Genomic DNA, 22,265 nt, shown 5'->3' with positions numbered 1-22,265 from the left:
TAATGATCCCACGTATAGGACGCGCTCATCAAATCAGTCAGCAGATAACAACCTATTTAACGACATTAAAAGACCGAGGTTTTAGCGGAGATTTAACCACCAGTTATGCTGAACGTTTATCAATGGCAACAGATAATAGTATTTATCAACTTACACCTCAAGCTGTTGTCTATCCACGTTCGACTAGCGATGTTCAATTGTTGGTGAAACTTGCCATTGATAAACAATTTCAGTCATTAACCTTTACACCCAGAGGTGGTGGCACAGGAACCAATGGCCAGGCTTTGACTGAAGGCATTATGGTTGATATGTCGCGCTATATGCAAAAAATTTTGCAAATTAATGTGGCAGAAAAATGGGTTAGAGTCGAAGCTGGTGTGATAAAAGATCAACTTAACCAATTTTTGGCACCTTATGGTTATTTTTTTTCACCTGAATTATCAACCAGTAACCGAGCCACCTTGGGTGGCATGATCAATACTGATGCTTCAGGTCAAGGCTCATTAGTTTATGGTAAAACATCGGATCATGTACTGAGTGTTAAAGCTATTTTACTTGGTGGAGAGGTATTAGAAACCTATCCGATGACAGTTGAGTTAGCGGAGCGTTTTTCACAGCAGCAATCAACTATTGGTCGCATATATAGCACCGTTTATCACCATTGTCGTCAGCAGCGACAGCTAATTTTGGCTAAATTTCCGCGATTAAATAGATTTTTAACCGGTTATGATTTGCGCCACGTGTTTGACGATACTATGACGCAATTTGATTTAACCCGAATTTTAACCGGCTCTGAAGGGACGCTGGCTTTCATTACCGAAGCTAAGCTAAATATTACTCCATTACCTAAAATAAGACGATTAGTTAATATAAAGTATGACTCATTTGATTCAGCGTTACGTAATGCACCAGTTATGGTGGCAGCCAAAGCATTATCAGTGGAAACGGTTGATACTAAAATCCTCTCTTTAGCGCGTGATGATATTATCTGGCATTCAGTGAGTAAATTAATTAACGATGTTGATGACAAAAAATTATCAGCATTAAATATTGTTGAATTTAGTGGGGATAGTGAAGAAAAAATTAATCAACAATTAACCCGTTTATGTTCACAATTGGATAAGTTAATCCAAGCCGGTAATTCGGGGATCCTTGATTATCATATATGTCATCGATTAGCAGATATTGAAAATATCTATACGATGAGAAAAAAAGCAGTTGGCCTATTGGCTAATACCAAAGGATTAGCAAAACCGATACCGTTCGTAGAGGATACTTGCGTGCCACCGGAGCATTTAGCCGATTACATTGCTGAATTTCGTGCGTTGCTCGACCGCAATAATTTAGCTTATGGCATGTTTGGACATGTTGATGCAGGGGTATTACATGTTCGCCCGGTGATGGATATGTGTGATCCTCAACAAGAAGTATTAATGAAACAAATTTCAGATCAAATTGCTCAACTTACTGCTAAATATGGCGGCTTATTATGGGGGGAACACGGTAAAGGTTTTCGCTCAGCCTATGGCCCACAATTTTTTGGTGAAAAGCTTTATCAAATACTCTGTCAAATTAAAACCGCATTTGATCCCTTTAATCAATTAAACCCAGGAAAAATATGCTCATCTATTAATGTAGCGCTCCCGTTAATGCCTATCGATGCTGTAAAAAGAGGAACCTATGATCGCACTATCCCGATCAAAGTGAGGGAAACATTTCAGCAGGTTATGGCCTGTAATGGTAATGGTTTGTGCTTTAATTTTGACGTTAATAGTCCAATGTGTCCTTCAATGAAAATTTCCCAGCAACGAATTCATTCGCCAAAAGGCCGAGCAACATTAATGCGAGAATGGTTAAGATTACAGGTTAAGCAAGGCGTAAACTTAGCGTTATTTGCTGAAGATATTAATAGTTATAAACTCTCTTGGCCGCAAAAAATAACACGCCTATACCATACCTTGCGAGCTAAGAGTGGACAGTATGATTTTTCCCATGAAGTAAAAGAAGCGATGGCGGGTTGTTTAGCCTGCAAAGCGTGTTCAACCCAATGCCCAGTTAAAATTGATGTTCCATCGTTTAGGGCAAAATTTTTAGCCCTCTATTATAGTCGTTATTTGCGACCAATTAGTGACTACCTGGTTGCCAATATTGAATTAACTTTGCCGCTGATGGCAAAACAACCACGCTGGTTTAATTTTATATTACGGCAAGGGTGGATACAAACCCTAGGTCACAAGGTGATTGGGCTAACGGATTTTCCTCAACTGTCTACACCCAGTTTACAACAACAATTGGCTGGTCATGCAGCATTGTCTCTGTCATTGCCACAATTAGAAAGCTTACCTGAAGAGACTCGCAGCCAATTTGTTTTTGTCGTCCAAGATCCATTTACTAGTTATTATGATGCAAGGGTAGTTGCAGATTTTATCCATTTAATTGAAATATTAGGTTATCGGCCTATATTGTTGCCATTTTCTGCTAATGGAAAAGCGTTGCATATTAAAGGATATTTAACCCGTTTTGCCAAAACAGCGCAAAAAACAGCGGATTTTCTTAACCGCTTAGCGCAATTATCAATTCCGATGGTCGGTATTGATCCAGCCTTAGTGCTCTGTTATCGCGATGAATATAGCCAGATCCTTGGTAATAAACGGGGTAAATTCGAAGTTAAATTAGTTAATGAGTGGCTGATGACAGTATTAGCGCCAAAGCCAGCAGCGAAGTTAACGGCTGAAAAATGGTATCTATTAGGGCATTGTACCGAGATGTCATTGTTAGCTGATAGTGCCCAACAATGGATTAAAATTTTTGCTCAGTTTGGTCGTCAACTTATTAATGTTAATGTTGGTTGTTGCGGCATGGCAGGAACTTATGGTCATGAGGTTAAACATCTGGCTAATTCAAAGGGAATTTATGCCTTATCTTGGGGAAATCGATTACAAAAATTACCCAAAACACGTTGTCTAGCAACAGGTTACTCTTGTCGCAGTCAAGTAAAACGAATTGAAAATGAAACAATAAAACATCCTTTACAAGCGTTATTGGAGATATTTAAATGATTTGGCAACGTTCTTATACCCTCGAAGAAATTAATAGTTGGAGTGATAACAGCATGTTATCCCATTTAGGGATTGTTATGTTAAGTATTAGTGACGATACTATTGAAGCAACAATGCCAGTTGATCAACGTACCATGCAGCCGTTTGGATTACTACATGGTGGTGCTTCGGTGGTATTAGCCGAATCGTTAGGCTCGATAGCTGGTTATCTCTGTACTCAAGATAACCAAAAAGTAGTTGGCACCGAAATTAATGCTAGCCATATTAGGCCGGTATCTTCAGGAAAAGTACGTGGCGTATGTAGTGCAATTCATCTAGGTCGCCGGCAACAAGTCTGGTCGATAAAAATCTTTGATGAACAATTAAGACTGAGTTGTATTTGTCGTTTGACAACAGTAATCATTTAATGATTAGCACTTAAAGATAACTAAACGACAAAAACTGGATGATTTAGCGATACTTTGCTCGTCACGTTAAATATTGCTGAATTTGCGAGTTTATTTTGTTTTTTTAATGTTTATCAATATGTTAATGTGATTGATAAATTAAGAATCGTAAAAAAACAGTAAAATAAACGCCACTTTTTGCTGAAAAAACACTCTAATAAAAATATCCGCTTAAAATAAATGGTTGAAGTGAGAAATGTTATCATTACCATATATAATATTAAACAAAAAAAGTCTAGCTACATTGATAGTGTAATCTAGTCAAAATATTAGTTTCGTGAGGTCAATAATGGCAGAGCATGTTGATACTTTTTCTTTGAATGAAACAACTTGGCAGGGCCTTACCATAACCGATAAAGCAGCTGCTCAAATTCTTAAATTAATGAAAAAAAATCCTGCTAGTCAGGGATTGTCTCTTAATATCAAGCAATCAGGTTGTGCAGGATTTGGTTATGTCATTGCATTGATAGATAATCCAACTAAAGAATATTTGCTGTTTGAAAATAATGGCGCCAAACTTTTTGTTCCTCTAAAAGCAATGCCATTTATTGATGGTACTGAGGTTGATTATGTTCGTGAGGGACTTAATCAAGTATTCAAATTTAATAATCCTAAGGCTCAACACGCTTGTGGTTGTGGTGAAAGCTTTGGTATTTAAGTGAATTAAATTATGTCACAGCGTAATATAGAAATTGGTGATGATGTTCAACAATGGCTAGCGGAGCATCGTTATAAAGAGGGGTTTTTCACTCAGGTTGCAACGGATGAATTAGCTAAAGGTCTCAATGAAGAGGTCATCAAAGCGATTTCAGCCAAACGTAATGAACCTGATTGGATGTTGCAGTTTCGTTTAGAGGCTTATCAACATTGGTTGGGTATGGAAGAGCCCCACTGGCTTAAAGGCTATTATCCTGATTTAAACTACCAGGAGTATAGTTATTATGCAGCGCCATCCTGCAATAGTTGCGATGATACTTGTCAAACTGAAACTGATTCATCGGCAGCGGGTGGGGATGAGCATAGCAATAATTATCTGACCGCCGAAGTTGAAGAAGCATTCAATAAACTTGGTGTACCAGTCCGTGAGGGTAAATCGGTTGCGGTAGATGCTATTTTTGACTCTGTTTCTGTTTCAACAACTTATCGTAGCGAATTAGCGAAACTGGGTATTATTTTTTGCTCTTTTGGTGAAGCTATCCAACAGTATCCTGAGTTAGTAAAAAAATATATTGGTACGGTCGTTTCTAATCGAGACAATTTTTTTGCGGCATTAAATTCTGCTGTTGCTTCTGATGGGACATTTGTTTATGTGCCAAAAGGAGTTCGTTGCCCGATGGAATTATCAACCTATTTCCGTATTAATTCAGCTAAGACCGGTCAGTTTGAGCGCACTATCTTGATTGCTGATGAAGGTAGTTACGTTAGTTATATTGAAGGATGCTCTGCTCCGGTACGAGATAGCTATCAATTACATGCTGCGGTAGTTGAAGTTATTATTCATAAAGATGCTGAAGTAAAATATTCTACCGTACAAAACTGGTTTTCAGGTGGTGAAAGTGAAACCGGTGGCATTTTAAACTTTGTCACCAAACGCGCCTTATGTGAGGGTGAGAATGCCAAAATGTCCTGGACACAGTCTGAAACAGGTTCGGCTATTACTTGGAAATATCCCAGTGTTATTTTGCAAGGGGATAATTCGGTAGGGGAATTCTTTTCAGTGGCATTAACCAATGGTAATCAACAGGCTGATACCGGTACAAAAATGATCCATATTGGTAAGAATACGCATTCTACCATCATCTCTAAAGGGATCTCTGCTGGTCGTAGTCAAAATAGTTACCGCGGTTTAGTAAAGATTTTACCGACGGCAGAAAATGCCAGAAATTATACCCAATGTGATTCTATGTTAATTGGCACTCAATGTGGCGCGCATACTTTTCCTTATATTGAAGTAAAAAATAGTAGCGCACAGTTAGAACATGAAGCTACAACATCTCGTATTGGTGAAGATGAACTCTTTTATTGTTTGCAACGAGGTATTAGTGAGGATGACGCCATTTCGATGATCGTAAATGGTTTCTGTAAAGATGTCTTTTCTGAATTACCATTAGAGTTTGCCGTTGAAGCACAAAAATTGTTAGCAATTAGTTTGGAACATAGTGTGGGTTGATGGTTCCTATTAAAAGAATACTCAGTTATTCAAAGGCCAATGAAATGTTAAGTGTTAAAAATTTAAATGTCAGTATTGAAGGTAATCAAATCCTCAACGGATTAAATCTAGAAGTAAAAGCGGGTGAAGTACATGCAATCATGGGGCCTAATGGATCAGGCAAGAGTACATTATCAGCGACACTGGCAGGACGTGAAGAATATCAAGTAGAACAGGGTGAAATTCTATTCAAAAATAAAAATTTGCTTGAGTTATCGCCGGAAGAACGTGCAGGAGAAGGTATATTTTTAGCCTTTCAATATCCAGTGGAAATTCCTGGCGTAAGTAATCAATTTTTCTTACAAACCTCGGTTAATGCAGTAAGAGAGTATCGTAAGCAGCCACCACTAGATAGATTTGATTTTCAGGATTTTATTGAAGATAAAATTGAACTACTTGATATGCCGAAAGATTTACTTACTCGATCAGTAAATGTCGGTTTCTCTGGTGGAGAAAAAAAGCGTAATGATATTTTACAGATGGCAGCGTTAGAGCCTGAGTTATGTATTTTAGATGAAACCGACTCGGGTCTTGATATTGATGCCTTAAAAGTTGTGGCTAATGGCGTGAACTCACTTCGTAGCACTGAAAGAGCTTTTATCATCGTTACTCACTATCAGCGTATTTTGGATTATGTACAGCCTGATTTTGTTCATGTTCTCCATCAAGGTAAAATTATTCAATCAGGTGATTTTACCTTGGCCAAAAAACTGGAGGTACAAGGCTATGGCTGGCTTATTGACCAACAGTGAAAGAGCAGAAAAACAGCAGCAAGTCACAAAGTTAAATCAACAGGCGCTAAAAAGCTTTGCGACACTTTTTTATGCCAGTAAAAGAGCAAATGAAAAACAAGCTCAGGCCTATTGGCAGCAGGTAGAGAAAATTGGTTTTCCGCCATTTCGCCATGAAGAGTGGCATTATACGCCGTTGGCAAAAGTACTTAACGCTCAATACCAGTTAAATAGTGATAAAGTTAACACAATTACTGCTGAGCAATTAAAACAGCTGGCTATCTCCCTTGACGGCTGGCGAATTGTTTTGTTTGATGGATGTCTTATCCCTGGCTTAAGTAGTGATAACTTTGGCCCTTATCAAATTCAAATGATGGATGCGCAAGCACAGCTTCCAGCGCCTATCGTGACCGATGAAATATTCCTGTATTTAACTGAGAGTCTGGCCGCTCAACCCTTAATGATTAAATTGGCCGCTAATCAACAGGTAAAAAAACCGCTCTATATATTGAATATTACCTCTGGTTCAAATCACCATAATTATGTTAATACTAGTCACTATCGTTATCATTTAGAGATTGGTGCCAATTGCAAATCGCAAGTTATTGAACATTTTGTTTCTGTTGATGATAAGCCGCATCTGAGGGGCAGTCGATTGACCGCTAATATAGGTGATAATAGTCATTTTAGTCATATTAAACTTAGCGTTGAAAACAATCAAAGTCACCATTTTGCCCATAATGACATCTTGTCAGGTCGAGATAGTCAAATAAACAGTAGTGGTATTTTTATCGGCTCAGCATTACTTCGCCATCATACCAGTGTGAAATTAAATGGAGCGGGTAGCAGATTAACACTCAATAGCTTATTGTTGCCACAAAATAGAGAAATTGTTGATACCAGAACTTATCTTGAACATAATCAGCCATTTTGTGAAAGTCGCCAGTTGCATAAAACGATCGTGCAGGATGAAAGTAAAGCTGTTTTTAATGGTATGATTAAAGTTGCGCCACAGGCACTTAAAACCGATGGCCAAATGACAAATAATAATTTGTTATTAGGTAAACAAGCCGAAATTGACACCAAACCGCAGTTAGAAATTTATGCTGATGATGTTAAGTGTAGTCATGGCGCTACAGTAGGCCGGATTGATGATGAACAGCTGTTTTATTTACGTTCCCGGGGTATTCATCTCAATGATGCAAAACATATGATTATGGTGGCCTTTGCAGCTGAAGTCATCGAAGCTATTGATAGTGAAGCTGTAAGTAACAAGGTAATGGATATTATTCAGCAGCGCTTGGCAGGGATTTAATATGACATTTTCAGTGGCATCCATTCGCAAAGATTTTCCTATGCTGGCAAAAAAAATCAACGATCAACCGTTGGTTTATTTGGATAGTGCTGCCAGTGCGCAAAAACCGCTCCAAGTGATAGAAAAGGAAAGGCAATTTCTTTGTCATCACTATGCGGCGGTACACCGAGGGATCCATCGCTTGAGTAGTGAAGCCACGGCGATGGTGGAAAATGTTCGTCAGCAAGTCGCTGATTTTATTCATGCAGCTGATTCTGAAGAAATTGTTTTTGTTAAAGGAACAACGGAAGGCATAAATTTAATTGCTAATAGTTATGGACATGGTTTTATCAAACCAGGCGATAATATTATCATTAGCCAAATGGAACATCATGCTAATATAGTTCCTTGGCATCTGCTTGCAGGCCAGATTGGTTTTGATATTCGTATATTACCTATTGATAATGATGGGAAATTAATTTTTGAACAATTAGATAGGCTAATCGATAGCCGGACTCGGTTACTCTCTTTTACCCACATGTCGAATGTTTTGGGAACCGTTAATCCAGCAAAACAGATTATTGCCTATGCGCGCCAATGTGCAGAGCAAAAAGCAGCACAATTGCATATTTTGCTTGATGGTGCGCAAAGTATTATGCACCAAATGATTGATGTCCAAGATTTAGATTGTGATTTTTATGTTTTTTCCGGTCACAAACTGTATGGACCTACTGGTATTGGTGTTTTATATGGCAAAAAGGCATTATTAAATGCTTTACCACCTTGGCAAGGTGGAGGAGCCATGATTGATAAAGTGAGTATGACGTTATCTGAGCCAGCAATAATAAATATCACTTATGAAAAGGCGCCATGGCGATTTGAAGCAGGCACACCCAATATTGTTGGCATTATTGGTTTAGGTGAGGCTTTACATTATGTTAATAATATTGGTTATCAACAAATATCTGCTCATGAAACCGCATTAATGCAGTATGCCAATCAGCGTTTAAGTACGGTAAACTCTTTGCGTCTTTACGGCTCAGATGAGCGCCAGGGAGTTATTGCCTTCAATTTAGGTGAGCATCATGCTTATGATGTCGGTAGTTTTTTAGATAATTATGCGATTGCAATACGGACAGGCCACCATTGTGCGTTGCCATTGATGGATTTTTATCAAGTACCAGCTATGTGTCGAGCTTCGTTAGCGGTTTATACTACTAAAGAAGAGATTGATATTTTGGTTGAAAAACTACAACATATTGAAAAATTACTAGCTTAATCTGTTTTAAAGTACATATAAGGGTAGAATGATGTCAGCCTTGCCTGATGAGAATAAATTGTTGCATAATTTTTCACGTTGTCAAAACTGGGAAGAGCGATATCTTTATTTAATTGAATTAGGGGAAAAATTATTACCTCTTAGCGATAGACAAAAACAAATGAAAAATCAGGTCTCAGGTTGTCAAAGCCAGGTTTGGATTGTTATGGAGACAGATAGTGACGGTAAGATCCAATTTGCTGGTGACAGCGATGCTGCTATAGTTAAGGGCTTGATTGCATTAGTAATAATTATTTTTCAAAATAAAACCGGACAACAAATTTTGACCACAGATAGCAAAACATTTTTTCAAAAGTTGTCATTGGAGCAGCATTTAACACCATCAAGAAGCCAGGGATTGCATGCTATGATCAGAACAATCCGTCAGCGAGCCGAAAAAATTATCCAATCAAGCACTTAAACATTTAGTTAACTACTGATATTATTAAAGTGACGCTTATTCATCCGATAAACTTTGTACGTTCCTTAGGAGGAAAAAGTATGAAGAGAATTCTATTTTTTATCGGCTTGTTGTTTTTAAGCGGGCTGACTTTCAATGTCAGTGCTGCTGAATACTCCTTGCCATCCACTACAGCACGCTTAATTGGTGAAAATAGTCATTATGTGGTGCCTAATGATGGGCGTCCACTGGAAGCTATTGCAAGTGAATTTCAGATAGGTTTGCTGGGTATGTTGGAAGCTAATCCAGGAACCGATCCATATTTACCTAAAGCGGGTAAAACATTGATTATTCCATCGCAAATGTTATTACCTGCGACTAAGCGTGATGGTATCATCGTTAATTTAGCCGAATTGCGACTGTATTATTTTCCTAAAGGAAGCAATAAAGTCATGGTTTACCCTATTGGTATCGGCCAATTGGGCGCCAATACGCCTAAAATGGTGACGACTGTTAGTCAATTAATTAAAAATCCAACCTGGACACCAACGCCGAATATCCGTAAACGTTATGCTGCCGATGGCGTTATTTTGCCGGCGGTATTTCCTGCTGGGCCTGATAATCCTATGGGGCTTTATGCCTTGCGATTATCTTATGGTAAGGGACAATATTTGATCCATGGTACTAATGCCAATTTTGGTATTGGATTACGTGTTAGTTCCGGTTGTATTCGTTTAAGACCTGAGGATATACAAGCATTATTCTACTCTATACCGGTAGGAACTCGTGTACAGGTAATTAATGAACCGATTAAGTATTCTAAAGAGCCAGATGGAAGCTATTACATCGAAGTTCACCAACCATTATCTAAACGTGAATCTGATGATCCGCAAACGATGCCATTAGTGTATAGCAATGAGTTTAAGGCATTTTTACAACAACCTGGTATTGATCAGAGATTAGTTGCTCAAGCCGTAGCACGTCGCTCAGGAATGCCGGTTAGGGTAAATAAGAGCTAAGTTAATATTAGACGGTGATGAATTATGAGTAGATTTACTTTATTTTATAAGAAATAGTGAATTTATTAATAATCAGATAATGGTATTATTAAAAATTAGTTGTATGTAATAAATAATAAGGCACCCATCGGGTGCCTTATATTAGTATATCGAGTGATCCGTTAAATGCAACTGGATTACTTTTTATATCTACGAACTTGATTATCCAAACGTTGATTAGCACGAGCAGCTTCATCTTTAGCAGTCTGAACATCAGTACGTAATGACTGAACGTCATTGGATAGTTGATCGACTTTACCGTTTAACGTTTGTACATCTGAGGACAGTTTGTTAATTTGGCTACTGTTTGAACAGCCTGCTAGTAAAGCAGAAGCCAGAACGATAGAGCCCAGTAAAACTTTAGTACGCTTCATTATATTACCCTCTAGATTTAGTTAATCTCCAAGTAGCAAGGTAAGTATTGCACATTCCTGGTAAAACAGAGAATAAATTTCTGTCTCTAACTTTGAATTATTAGATCTTTTTCAAATTCAGGCAGAATACTTACTTATTCTTATGCTAGTACTTAATTAGAATATTTTCTACTTAAAATCTGACAAGTTGCTTAATAAAATTAAGAAAAGAGAATAAATTTGTTTGTTTTTTGTTCGTTTTGCTTCAGTAGGCGGCAATTTTTAATTATCTCATAGCGTTATTTTATCAATTATTTTTTCCTATAGAAATAAAATAAAATTAACGTGATAACAGTTATTTTTTAAATAACATGTCGATTATGATCTTTTGAGCTGAAAATATTAATTTTTGGCTAATAGAATGTGTCTTAAATAAATGCTCAATGGCTAAAATGATTAATAGGTTTTTGATTATAAATTACCAATATTAGATATTAGCGCTCTAATTTTCTTTATTAAAAAAAGAAAAAATAAATTCCCCGCTATTTTATTTGGAGGAATTTATTCTGGCTAATAGAATTATAAAATATGGACAGATGAGGTATTTGTTGTACCACTTGGTACTAATGCACCTGAAACCATAACAACAACTTCACCTTTTTCGGCCATATTATTAGCTAAGGCAACTTGTTTACCAATACGATAGAAATCGTCTGTAGAGGCAATTTCTTTGACTAATTGCGGAATAACGCCCTTAACTAATAATAATTGACGGGCAGTTTCTTCATTAGTTGTTAAAGCAAGGATCGGTGCTGTTGGAAAATATTTACGTACTGATTTTGCTGATTTACCGCCATAGGTTGCCACAATAATCAATTGAGAGTTTAACTTTTCCGCCATTTCAACCGCACCGCGACAAACTGCTTCAGTAATGCGTAATTTTTGGTTTATTTTACTATCATCAATGCGGCTTGGCATAACACGATCGGTACGATCGCAAATAGTCGCCATAATTTTTACCGCTTCGATAGGATATTTTCCTTTCGCGCTTTCACCAGATAGCATAACGGCATCTGTACCGTCCAAAATAGCATTAGCAACATCACCGGCTTCAGCACGAGTAGGGCGGGGATTTTTGATCATCGAATCTAACATTTGGGTGGCCGTAATGACAATTTTACGGGCAGCTACGCATTTTTCGATCATCATTTTTTGCGCAAAGATAACTTCTTCGACTGGGATCTCGACGCCAAGATCACCGCGTGCTACCATGATCCCATCAGAGGCTTCTAAAATTTCATCGAAGTTATTTAATCCTTCTTGATTCTCAATTTTAGAGATTATTTGGATATTTTTACCACCATGCTGGGCTAGATGGGCGCGGATTTCTTCTACATCAGCGCGTTTACGGATAAAGGAAGCAGCAACAAAATCAACGCCTTGCTGGCAACCAAAAATCAGATCTTGTTTATCTTTTTCCGCCAGTGCCGGCAAGCCAATTGAAACGCCAGGTAAATTAACGCCTTTATTTTCACCTAAATCGCCATTATTAAGTACTCGACAGATGACATCACTAGCGGTAACGGATAAAACTTTCATACCAATTAAGCCATCATCAACCAGAATAGTATTACCTGGTTTAAGATCATCAGGTAAACCGGTGTAGGTCACAGCAACCCGATCTTGATTACCAATCACTGAGGTGTCGGTGGTAAAGGTAAAATTTTGTCCAGCGATTAGCGATACATCGTTGCCATCTTTAAGCCGCATTGTGCGGATCTCTGGCCCTTTTGTATCTAATAATATCGCAGCCTGTTGGTTTTTTTGGCTACAGACAGCACGTAGATTTTTAATGCGTTGACCATGTTCTTCATGATCACCATGTGAGAAATTTAGCCGCATGACATTCATGCCAGCATTAAGTAATTGCGAGAGTTTTTCTTCAGATTCAGTTTTAGGGCCGATAGTACAAACAATTTTGGTTTTTTTCATGACAATTAATCTACAGGTTTTATAGCAGTATTTTATTAATTAATTGCGGTGTTTATATCAGGTTTTTGTTTTGATATAGGTTATACGCCGTAACGAATAGCTAAAAATCCACTGGTATTTAATAAAAGATAAAGTAAGTGGCACAAGTATAAATATCATGCCTTATTATTGCAACTGGCCACTATATTGTCAGTTGCATCATTTGAATGATATATAACTTATTATGATATTGTGGTTATTACTATTCATGCTATCAACGAGAAACCAATATAAACATATGCTAATCACCACAATATTTACTAGCAGATAACAGTGCCGTTGGATTTTATCTGAAATGATAAAATTTGACTGATAAACTAACTGTTTATTTGTATACTGGAAAGGGAATAACATTATTACATCTTAAATAAAAGAAAATATTTGATATTTAATTTTTTAAAATTGGATTTAGCTAAATATTTATAAGTAAATCAAGGAGGATATTGATGTTTAATCAGATTAATCATACTCAATCGCATAACCGCGTAACAGCTATTCAGATTGGTGAGGTGGGTGATATTACTATTTCTTCATCGCAACCAATTGGCGCCCAACTAGGACAGCAAATCCGAACAGTTAGTAATAATCATATCCAGTGGCAGTCGGCCGCAATCAATAACGGAACAGGTTTGGGTACGGCGCAATCGACAAGTACAAACCACCGAACGTTATCAATGCAATGTACTAATATTAGATCTGATGATGATCAACGAGTACCGAATATGACGTTGAGCAGGGCTATCGATGTCGATCCTGAAATTTCGATTTATTCGCTATCAGAGACTTTTCTAAGTGCTAGTGGGAATGCTGTTCATCATAGCCTTTCACCGCTCAGTGAGCGCAATTTTGAGTTACCTGAATTAGAAAGAGCCTCTACAGAACAATTTCAGGATCTTAGCCAATATATAACTCAATTAGAGCAAGGGCAAGCCTCTCAGTCAGCAGCAAGAAATGTATTTTCATTGTTAAATATGCACGAAAATAGTACAAATTCTACTCTCAATGTTGATGACTTTGATAGGTTGCTAGCACAAAGAGAGCAAGAAGACTTTGAAGAAGCCAATCTTCCTGCCATAAGAGCAGCCGAATATCGGGCAACTTTAAGGGAAAATTCAGCGCTTACTGTTAATGATGAAGCTGAAATATCAAATGAAAGCATTTCTTTAGTTAGAGCGCCAACTGAAGATGATGATCCATCAATTAACTGAGCAATAGACAACTAATTAAGAGAAAAACTCACAGTGATGTAGCGGCTAGATCAATGATAAAATTCGTTTATTTATTAACCCAGTATTATAAATAATGTAATTTACGATGTTATTTAATATTAATTATGTAATTACTGTTCGTGACAATATTTAATAACAGCCATAGCCTGGAGTCTGTTATGGCTGCTTAACCGTTAGCACTTTTTTACATAAAATCCAATAAATTATGACAACAAATTTTGTTCGACAAATTGCCAGTTAACCAGCGACCAAAAGTTTATCAAATATTCTGCCCGTGCATTACGATAATCAATGTAGTAAGCATGCTCCCATATATCAACAGTCAGTAATGGTTTATCATCACCGCTGACTGGTGTTGCGGCATTAGAAGTATTGACGATGGAAAGCTTTCCATTTGTCTGTTTGACTAACCATGTCCAGCCTGAACCAAAATTTTTGATCGCCGCATCGGTAAACTGCTGCTTAAATTTTTCAAAATCGGCAAAATGTTGATTAATGACCTCAGCTATTTTACCTGTTGGTTCGCCACCGGCATTAGGCGCTAAGCAGTGCCAATAAAAGGTATGGTTCCAGACTTGGGCAGCATTATTAAAAATGCCTCCTTGTGCAGTTGTTATAATTTCTTCTAATGATTTACCCTCAAAGTTAGTCCCTTTAATTAAATTATTTAGATTATTGACATAAGTGCTATGGTGTTTGCCATAATGGTATTCTAACGTTTCTTGAGAAATATGGGGCTCTAAAGCATTTTTAGCATAAGGTAATGGTGGTAATTGGAAAGACATTGCAGACTCCTTTTTTATTCGTATCGCGCAACCAGTTGATAAATACAAAATATAAACATATTGAAATTATCATTTTTATATAGATAACTTAATAATTATGTTAATCAATTTTTATTAAATACGATTGGAACATAATAAAGATAGCAGCAAAGGGTTATCAAGTATTGATAGAAAATGGTATTCTATATCAATGTTATGTTCGCTTAGTGCAAAATAATAGATTTAGTTTTTAAGGAAGTAACAATGACGACAATAGAAAAAATTGAACGCCAGGTAAAAGAAAATCCAATTCTTTTATACATGAAAGGCTCACCTAAATTTCCAAGCTGTGGTTTCTCTGCCCAGGCGGTTCAAGCTCTTTCTGCTTGTGGTGAACGTTTTGCTTATGTAGATATTTTGCAAAACCCTGATATTCGTAGTGAGTTACCTAAGTATGCAAACTGGCCAACATTTCCTCAGTTATGGGTTGATGGTGAGCTAATTGGCGGTTGCGATATCATTATTGAAATGTATCAGCAGGGTAAATTACAGGAATTGATCACCGCCACTGCCGATAAATATCGCACTTCAGAACAGCCTGGCATTGAGTAGCTAAATAACCCTTACAAAATAAATAGTTAATTAGAAGGCAGTAAAATTATGCGTTACCACTGCCTTTGATCATTAATCGGTTATTAATGGCCAGCCACCTAATTTTTTCCATTTATTGACGATTTCACAAAACAGTAATGCCGTTCTATCGGTGTCGTAAAGAGCACCATGTGCCTGTTTACCATCAAAAGGGATCCCTGCGGTATAACAAGCTTTAGCTAAAATTGTTTGACCAAAAACCAGCCCGCTGAGGGTTGCGGTATCGAAAGTCGCAAAAGGGTGGAACGGATTACGTTTCAGATTTGCTCGTTGAGCGGCAGCCATGATAAAACTATGATCAAAATTGGCATTGTGGGCAACAATAATTGCCCGATTGCAATCATTATTTTTAATGCCTTTTCTAACCATCTTAAAAATTGCATGTAAAGCGGTATACTCATCGACAGCGTTACGTAAAGGATTAGTTGGGTCGATGCCAGTGAAAGCTAGTGCAGTTGCTTCTATATTTGCTCCTGCAAAAGGTTCAACATGGAAATGGAGTTTTTCATCAATCTCTAACCAACCCCCTTGATCCATTTTTAGCGTCATAGCCGCAACTTCTAATAGCGCATCTTGTTGTGCATTAAACCCACCAGTTTCTACATCGATAACGACAGGATAATAACCTCGAAAACGCTTTGCCAGCGTGTTAACACCATTTTTTTTATTAGACATTTGCTTAAGACTTTATACTTGAGAATAAAGATATTATGCCAAATTTTGGCTAAAATGCATAAAATTGGCTTAAGTATAGAAAATGTATGGATAGATGCTCGATCAATGACAAAAAGCGTCAGTTACCTAAAGCATTACTGGCATTTTTATTTTCAATCAATTCAATTTGATAGCCATCAGGATCTTCCACAAATGCAATAATCGTTGAGCCACCTTTTACGGGGCCTGCTTCGCGCGTCACCTTGCCGCCTGCTCGCCTTATGCTACTACAGGTATCTGCAACGTTATCAACACCTAATGCAATGTGACCAAAGGCGGTACCCATCTGGTAATGCTCAACACCCCAATTATAGGTTAATTCGATTACGGCACCTTTACTTTCATCATCAAAGCCGACAAAGGCGAGGGAGTATTTGTATGTAGGATTTTCACTTGTGCGTAATAGACGCATACCTAATATTTCAGTATAAAAATGAATTGAGCGTTGCAGATCGCCAACCCGTAACATGGTATGAAGTAAGCGCATATAAGCCTCTTTTTAAGTTTAAAAACCATTCATTACTGATATTAATATAACGTGAACATGACTATTATTTCAATTTATATAGTTGGTTTATTAATTAAAATTTACAATATAATTGATTGCGTTACTTTAGTGTCAACTGTTGACGGCTTGAAAATATCGTTCAGTTAACTTTATAGTAGCTATTCAATTATAACTAATCGCTGATGTTGTTATAAGCTATTTGTTATCATAATATTGTAAACGGAACGGATATTTTTCATTTACAAGTTATGCATTAGTAATGCATAACAATTGTTTTTTTATTATTGCTAATAGTCGATGTATTAATTTATTACCTTGCTATAATTTTTATTTTTAAATTATTTGTTGACTTATTAGCTTATTTTATTTGGTATTATTTATTTAAGATATAATGTTGTTTTATTAGTTTTTTTCAACTTTCAGGTAATTTATTAAAAATCAATATAGACTTAGTATCTAAGTATAGCTGAATAAATGCTTTTAAGAATATTTATAATAACTTGTTTTATAATGATTTTTATTTTTTATTGTCTATTTTTTGCAAATTAAAAATAATATTAATATAAAAACATATAGAATAGAATTTAGATGAAGGCTATTCTTATAAGGATATTTAACTAATAGCCTTTTGTTTTATATAGTAAATAAGTGGGTAATGATTAGAACACTAATTAAGTCAACTTAATATACTAATAATGAAATATAAGTTTATATATTATTATGCTAAATATAAATTTAAATCTTTACCCATTTCTATATTAATATCTTAGTGAATAGAAATGGATATATGTTTCTGGGATATTAATTGGCAATTTAATAATTATAGATGTAGATGGTATTCTATTTTTAAGGAGGAACAATTGGAATCAAAAATAGGAACTGATCTTGCGCGTTTAGTTCGAGTCTGGCGGGCATTGATTGATCATCGTCTGAAACCATTAAAGCTCACCCAAACTCATTGGGTAACCTTATATAACATTAGCCAGTTACCACCTGATCAATCACAAATTCAATTGGCTAAAGCAATAGGTATTGAACAACCATCGCTAGTTAGAACTCTCGATCAATTAGAAGAAAAGAAATTGATCACGCGTCACACCTGTGTCAACGATAGACGAGCAAAAAGAATTAAATTAACAGAAGAATCGATGCCATTTATTAAACAGGTTGATGATGTAATTGAAAAAACCCGAAAGGAGATATTAGGAGGTATTACACATGATGAATTAAATACACTTTATTCATTGATATTAAAACTCGAGCAAAATATTATTCGGTTACATAATCATTCGTAATAAATGATAGCGTAATAAAAAAAGAACAAATGGCGTTATAATATAATGCATACGCGGCTAATTATCTAAATCTAGTCGCGTATGCTATTTAAGTTGAATTAACGAGGTGAAACAGTAATGTTATTTCCACTACCTATAATAGATACACGCTGGCCATTACGGAAGCTGTTTGGATCACCTTTTTGCACCACAGAGATAATTCGGCCATTATCCAACCTGATTTCCAGTTGAACGCCTTTTGTTTTGTTAAGTGCTCCTTGAACATTCTGACCGGCAACACCACCGGCGATCGCACCGGCTGCCGTTGCAAGGGTTTTTCCTGTGCCCCCACCAACCGTATTACCCAATAACCCACCCAGAACAGCACCACCCAGTGCTCCTATGATGTTTTCGTCACCACCAGCTTGAATATTAACCGGGGTTACGCGAGTAACGGTACCATAATTCACAGTTTGTACTTGTTTAGCTTGAGATGCGGTATAAGTGTCCCCAGAAAGACTACCTGTATTTATACAGCCCGATAAAGCTGTTACTGTAAAAATACCGACGAGAACTTGCTTTAACATGATTACTCCTTTTGGAAATCTGATTTACCGTGTAATAATAATCATGAATACACAAATATCATAATTTATTGTATATAAACGAACTGGATAATCAGACAAATAGTAAAATTAATTTACTTTCTACAATCTAAATATAGTCTAAACATTAATAATTTTTTCTTAAAGTAATAAATTCAGCTTAATTAATTTATTTTTAATTTAAATATTTTTAAACTGTCGTTTTTTTATTTTATTTCAATGAGTTAAATGTTTTAAGTGAAAAACTATGCCAATAAGTATATTGAATGACTAAAACGAAGTATAAATAAAATAATCAGAGGTCAAACATGAAAGTAGGTCGCTATATAGGAGTAATGTCAGGTACCAGTCTCGATGGGGTTGATGTTGTTTTGGCAGAGATTGATGATAAAAATGTGATTCAGCTAGGTGCGATTTCCTTTCCTTTTCCCACTGAATTAAAAAATCAAGTCTTATCTATATGTCAAGGTCAAGCGGTCACCTTAGCAACAATAGGTGAAATTGATTATCAGCTCGGCTCGTTATATGGTGAAGCGATCAATAACCTATTAAAACAGCAATTATTATCGGCCACAGATATTACCGCGATAGGGTGTCATGGGCAAACAGTTTGGCACCAACCTACTGGCCAACGGCCTTTTACTCTGCAATTAGGCGATAATAATAGAATTGTTGCGTTAACTAACATCACCGTAGTAGGCGATTTTCGTCGTAGAGATATGGCGTATGGTGGGCAAGGTGCACCTTTAGTACCTGCTTTTCATCACAAGGTGCTTAGTCATCCTGATCAAAATCGTATTATTTTAAATATTGGTGGCATCGCTAATCTCACTACTTTATTTGGGAATTCAATAATTAAAGGCTATGATACCGGACCTGGAAATATTCTGTTGGATATCTGGGCCAATCAACATTTAAATAAACCTTATGATAATAACGGCGATTGGGCGCGCTCAGGGCGGGTTAATAAGTCGCTGCTGACTGAAATGCTAGCGGATCCCTATTTCAAGCGGCCAGCGCCCAAAAGTACAGGTAGAGAATATTTCAATTCTGCTTGGTTACAAAAATATTTGACATCGTACTTAAATTTATCAGCCCAGGATGTACAGGCCACTTTGGCAGAATTAACCATCTGTTCAATCGTTGATCAGGTTTTGCTTTATGACAAAGCGGATTGTTTGTTGGTTTGTGGTGGAGGAGCTAAAAATAGCTATCTTATGGCAAGGTTAAGCGAATTGTTAACCAATATTGTGGTGGCATCAACAGATAAATATGGTTTGAGTGGAGATAATGTTGAAGCTTTGGCTTTTGCTTGGCTGGCGGCTCGTACCTTATCGGGTTTGCCAGGCAATTTACCCTCTGTTACTGGCGCTAACCAGGAAACAGTATTAGGCGCAATTTATCCGGCCAATAGTGAATAACATGATATCTATCGTAACAAGACAGAGGCAAAAAAATGGTAGAAAAAATTCAGTTGGATATTGCTAGTTTAAGACGGGAATATACCCAAGGTGGTTTAAGACGTAAGGATTTAACCGACCAGCCATTAGTATTGTTTGAGCGTTGGTTAAAGCAGGCTTATGAAGCAAAATTAGCCGATCCAACAGCCATGTCTGTTGCAACCGTAGACAGCGATGGACAACCATACCAACGCATTGTATTACTTAAACATTATGATAAAAATGGACTAATATTTTATACTAATTTATCTATTCGTAAGGCACAACATATCGCTCATAACAATAAAGTCAGTTTACTATTTCCCTGGTATCAGTTAGAGCGTCAGGTTTGCTTCTTGGGTGAGGCAGAAAAACTCACTCCACTTGAGGTAATAAAATATTTTCATAGTCGACCAAAAGATAGTCAAATAGCGGCCTGGGCTTCACAACAATCGGCAAAAATTTCGGCTAGAAGTCTATTAGAAAATAAATTTTTTGAATTAAAACAAAAATTTAAAAATGGTGAAATTCCCTTACCTAGTTTTTGGGGCGGCTATCGCGTCAGATTTAACAGTGTTGAATTTTGGCAAGGTGGCACTAAACGGTTACATGATCGATTTTTGTATCAATGGCAACATGACCATTGGCAAATTGATCGCTTGGCGCCATAAACGGAAAAAATGATTTTTAACTGGCACTTATTTGACTCGCGTTTTATTCTATTGCGCTTATTTATATTATATTTATCCACAAAATCGACGAAATAAAAAAATTGATGGAGTTATTGATGGTTAGCAAGAACCTAATTGAACAATTGCAAGAGCGGGGTTTAATAGCTCAGCTGACGGATGAAAAGGCATTAATAGAGAAACTGTCCCAGGGATCAGTAGCGCTCTATTGTGGATTTGATCCAACCGCTGATAGCTTGCACTTAGGGCATTTGGTTCCTTTGCTATGTTTAAAGCGTTTCCAGCAAATGGGACATCAACCAGTAGCTTTAGTGGGTGGGGCGACAGGTTTAATTGGTGATCCAAGTTTTAAAGCCACTGAGCGTAAATTAAATACCAATGAAACAGTGCAGCAATGGGTAGAAAAAATTCGTCAACAGGTTTCGCCATTTCTTGATTTTGATTGTGGTAAAAATAGTGCCAAGGTAGTTAATAATTATGATTGGTTTGGTCAAATGGATGTCTTGACCTTCTTGCGCGATATCGGTAAACATTTTTCTGTTAATCAAATGATCAATAAAGAAGCTGTTAAACAACGACTTGAGCGCGATGATGCAGGCATCTCTTTTACTGAGTTCTCCTATAATTTGCTTCAGTCTTATGATTTTGCCAACCTTTGTCACCAACATAATGTTGAATTACAGATAGGCGGCTCTGATCAATGGGGCAATATTACTTCAGGCATTGATCTCACACGACGTTTACATCAAAAACAGGTTTTTGGTTTGACGGTGCCGTTAATTACTAAATCTGATGGAACTAAATTTGGCAAGACCGAAGCGGGGGCGGTTTGGTTAGATCCGCAAAAAACCAGCCCATATAAGTTTTATCAATTTTGGGTTAATACTGCTGATGCGGATGTGTACCGTTTTCTTAAGTTTTTTACCTTTATGCCAATTGAAGAAATTGACGCCTTGCAAAGTGAGGATCAAAACAGTGGTAAAGCCCCACGAGCACAGTATGTATTAGCGGAGCAAGTTACCCAGTTAGTACATGGCGATGAGGGCTTACAGGCTGCCAAACGGATCACCGAAAGCTTATTTTCCGATACGATTACTGCATTAACTGCAGCTGATTTTGCTCAGTTGGCACAAGATGGCATGCCTATGATCAAATTAAATTCAGGGGCAGATTTACAGCAGGCATTAGTCGAGGCGAAATTGGTCCCGTCACGTGGTCAGGCAAGAACGATGATAATCTCAAATGCGGTCGCAATTAATGGTAAGAAATGTATTGATGCTGAATATGTTTTTACTGCGCAAGATCGTCTATTTGGCCGTTATTCTTTGATCAGGCGTGGTAAAAAACATTACTGCTTAGTTAATTGGCAATAATGGGGCATAGTAGGGTAAATTTAATCACTATAAGTTTTGTCTAACATAGCGATTAACTTATTGGTATTTATTAGATTAATTACTAATGTGTTAATTGCTTGTTTATAAAGTAACGACTTT

The 22,265-nt window shown here is 36.9% G+C and carries 21 protein-coding genes; 15 read left to right on the top strand and 6 right to left on the bottom strand.

Annotated features, from left to right (window positions below):
- Positions 1-2 precede the first annotated feature (2 nt).
- The 9 genes from WH390_RS06875 to WH390_RS06835 all read left to right on the top strand — a co-directional run bounded on the left by WH390_RS06875 (position 3) and on the right by WH390_RS06835 (position 10,476).
- Positions 3-3,059, top strand: coding sequence for an FAD-binding and (Fe-S)-binding domain-containing protein (locus WH390_RS06875; protein ID WP_032114921.1), 3,057 nt, complete (start codon positions 3-5; stop codon positions 3,057-3,059).
- Positions 3,056-3,466, top strand: coding sequence for a hotdog fold thioesterase (locus tag WH390_RS06870; RefSeq protein WP_032114922.1), 411 nt, complete (start codon positions 3,056-3,058; stop codon positions 3,464-3,466). The genes WH390_RS06875 and WH390_RS06870 overlap by 4 nt, the downstream gene beginning before the upstream one ends.
- Before the next feature lie 325 nt (positions 3,467-3,791).
- Positions 3,792-4,163: a Fe-S cluster assembly scaffold SufA gene (gene sufA, locus WH390_RS06865; protein WP_180817619.1), complete on the top strand. Its 372-nt coding sequence runs from the start codon at positions 3,792-3,794 to the stop codon at positions 4,161-4,163.
- A 12-nt stretch (positions 4,164-4,175) separates the two neighbouring features.
- Entirely contained in the window at positions 4,176-5,675 is a 1,500-nt protein-coding gene (sufB, locus tag WH390_RS06860) for a Fe-S cluster assembly protein SufB (RefSeq protein WP_032114924.1), read from the top strand.
- 44 nt (positions 5,676-5,719) lie between these two features.
- The gene (sufC, locus tag WH390_RS06855) at positions 5,720-6,466 is read left to right on the top strand and encodes a Fe-S cluster assembly ATPase SufC (protein WP_032115044.1); all 747 of its coding nucleotides are present in this window, start codon (positions 5,720-5,722) and stop codon (positions 6,464-6,466) included.
- Complete coding sequence (gene sufD, locus WH390_RS06850) at positions 6,441-7,760, top strand: Fe-S cluster assembly protein SufD (protein ID WP_032114925.1); 1,320 nt, start codon at positions 6,441-6,443, stop codon at positions 7,758-7,760. Before sufC ends, sufD begins: the two co-directional genes overlap by 26 nt.
- 1 nt (position 7,761) lies before the next feature.
- Positions 7,762-9,018, top strand: a complete 1,257-nt coding sequence (gene sufS, locus WH390_RS06845) for a cysteine desulfurase SufS (protein ID WP_032114926.1) — start codon at positions 7,762-7,764, stop codon at positions 9,016-9,018.
- A gap of 31 nt (positions 9,019-9,049) precedes the next feature.
- Positions 9,050-9,478, top strand: coding sequence for a cysteine desulfuration protein SufE (gene sufE, locus WH390_RS06840; RefSeq protein WP_032114927.1), 429 nt, complete (start codon positions 9,050-9,052; stop codon positions 9,476-9,478).
- 80 nt (positions 9,479-9,558) lie between these two features.
- Positions 9,559-10,476: a L,D-transpeptidase family protein gene (locus WH390_RS06835; protein WP_032114928.1), complete on the top strand. Its 918-nt coding sequence runs from the start codon at positions 9,559-9,561 to the stop codon at positions 10,474-10,476.
- Positions 10,477-10,652: 176 nt separating this feature from the next.
- Here the strand turns inward: WH390_RS06835 and WH390_RS06830 are convergent, their stop codons facing one another.
- Together WH390_RS06830 and pykF are read right to left on the bottom strand one after the other, a co-directional pair.
- Positions 10,653-10,889: a major outer membrane lipoprotein gene (locus WH390_RS06830; protein ID WP_032114929.1), complete on the bottom strand. Its 237-nt coding sequence runs from the start codon at positions 10,887-10,889 to the stop codon at positions 10,653-10,655.
- 558 nt (positions 10,890-11,447) lie between these two features.
- Positions 11,448-12,860, bottom strand: coding sequence for a pyruvate kinase PykF (pykF, locus tag WH390_RS06825; RefSeq protein ID WP_032114930.1), 1,413 nt, complete (start codon positions 12,858-12,860; stop codon positions 11,448-11,450).
- A 485-nt stretch (positions 12,861-13,345) separates the two neighbouring features.
- Here pykF and WH390_RS06820 point away from each other — a divergent pair, with 485 nt between their 5' ends.
- Positions 13,346-14,107: a hypothetical protein gene (locus tag WH390_RS06820; RefSeq protein WP_032114931.1), complete on the top strand. Its 762-nt coding sequence runs from the start codon at positions 13,346-13,348 to the stop codon at positions 14,105-14,107.
- A 224-nt stretch (positions 14,108-14,331) separates the two neighbouring features.
- Here WH390_RS06820 and sodB read toward each other — a convergent pair whose 3' ends face one another.
- The gene (gene sodB / locus WH390_RS06815) at positions 14,332-14,913 is read right to left on the bottom strand and encodes a superoxide dismutase [Fe] (RefSeq protein WP_032114932.1); all 582 of its coding nucleotides are present in this window, start codon (positions 14,911-14,913) and stop codon (positions 14,332-14,334) included.
- Between the two features lie 243 nt (positions 14,914-15,156).
- Here sodB and WH390_RS06810 point away from each other — a divergent pair, with 243 nt between their 5' ends.
- The gene (locus WH390_RS06810) at positions 15,157-15,504 is read left to right on the top strand and encodes a Grx4 family monothiol glutaredoxin (RefSeq protein WP_032114933.1); all 348 of its coding nucleotides are present in this window, start codon (positions 15,157-15,159) and stop codon (positions 15,502-15,504) included.
- 72 nt (positions 15,505-15,576) lie between these two features.
- Here WH390_RS06810 and rnt read toward each other — a convergent pair whose 3' ends face one another.
- Complete coding sequence (gene rnt, locus WH390_RS06805) at positions 15,577-16,218, bottom strand: ribonuclease T (protein ID WP_032114934.1); 642 nt, start codon at positions 16,216-16,218, stop codon at positions 15,577-15,579.
- A 118-nt stretch (positions 16,219-16,336) separates the two neighbouring features.
- Positions 16,337-16,744, bottom strand: a complete 408-nt coding sequence (gene gloA / locus WH390_RS06800) for a lactoylglutathione lyase (protein ID WP_032114935.1) — start codon at positions 16,742-16,744, stop codon at positions 16,337-16,339.
- Between the two features lie 881 nt (positions 16,745-17,625).
- On the opposite strand from gloA, the gene slyA reads away from it, so the two are divergent.
- Positions 17,626-18,060 (top strand): transcriptional regulator SlyA, encoded by a 435-nt coding sequence (gene slyA / locus WH390_RS06795; RefSeq protein ID WP_026823660.1) that lies wholly within the window; start codon positions 17,626-17,628, stop codon positions 18,058-18,060.
- A 98-nt stretch (positions 18,061-18,158) separates the two neighbouring features.
- Here the strand turns inward: slyA and WH390_RS06790 are convergent, their stop codons facing one another.
- Positions 18,159-18,626, bottom strand: a complete 468-nt coding sequence (locus WH390_RS06790) for a glycine zipper 2TM domain-containing protein (RefSeq protein WP_032114936.1) — start codon at positions 18,624-18,626, stop codon at positions 18,159-18,161.
- A gap of 326 nt (positions 18,627-18,952) precedes the next feature.
- On the opposite strand from WH390_RS06790, the gene anmK reads away from it, so the two are divergent.
- The 3 genes from anmK to tyrS all read left to right on the top strand — a co-directional run bounded on the left by anmK (position 18,953) and on the right by tyrS (position 22,145).
- Positions 18,953-20,065: an anhydro-N-acetylmuramic acid kinase gene (gene anmK / locus WH390_RS06785; RefSeq protein ID WP_032114937.1), complete on the top strand. Its 1,113-nt coding sequence runs from the start codon at positions 18,953-18,955 to the stop codon at positions 20,063-20,065.
- Between the two features lie 35 nt (positions 20,066-20,100).
- Positions 20,101-20,754 (top strand): pyridoxamine 5'-phosphate oxidase, encoded by a 654-nt coding sequence (pdxH, locus tag WH390_RS06780; RefSeq protein WP_032114938.1) that lies wholly within the window; start codon positions 20,101-20,103, stop codon positions 20,752-20,754.
- A 116-nt stretch (positions 20,755-20,870) separates the two neighbouring features.
- Positions 20,871-22,145: a tyrosine--tRNA ligase gene (gene tyrS / locus WH390_RS06775; RefSeq protein ID WP_032114939.1), complete on the top strand. Its 1,275-nt coding sequence runs from the start codon at positions 20,871-20,873 to the stop codon at positions 22,143-22,145.
- Positions 22,146-22,265: the final 120 nt, after the last annotated feature.

Source organism: Candidatus Arsenophonus nilaparvatae (assembly GCF_045346035.1).
In the GTDB taxonomy this organism is placed as follows: Bacteria; Pseudomonadota; Gammaproteobacteria; order Enterobacterales; family Enterobacteriaceae; genus Arsenophonus; species Arsenophonus nilaparvatae.
The sequence above is the reverse complement of the archived record's forward strand: the minus strand, read 5'-3'. Positions and strand labels throughout refer to the sequence as shown.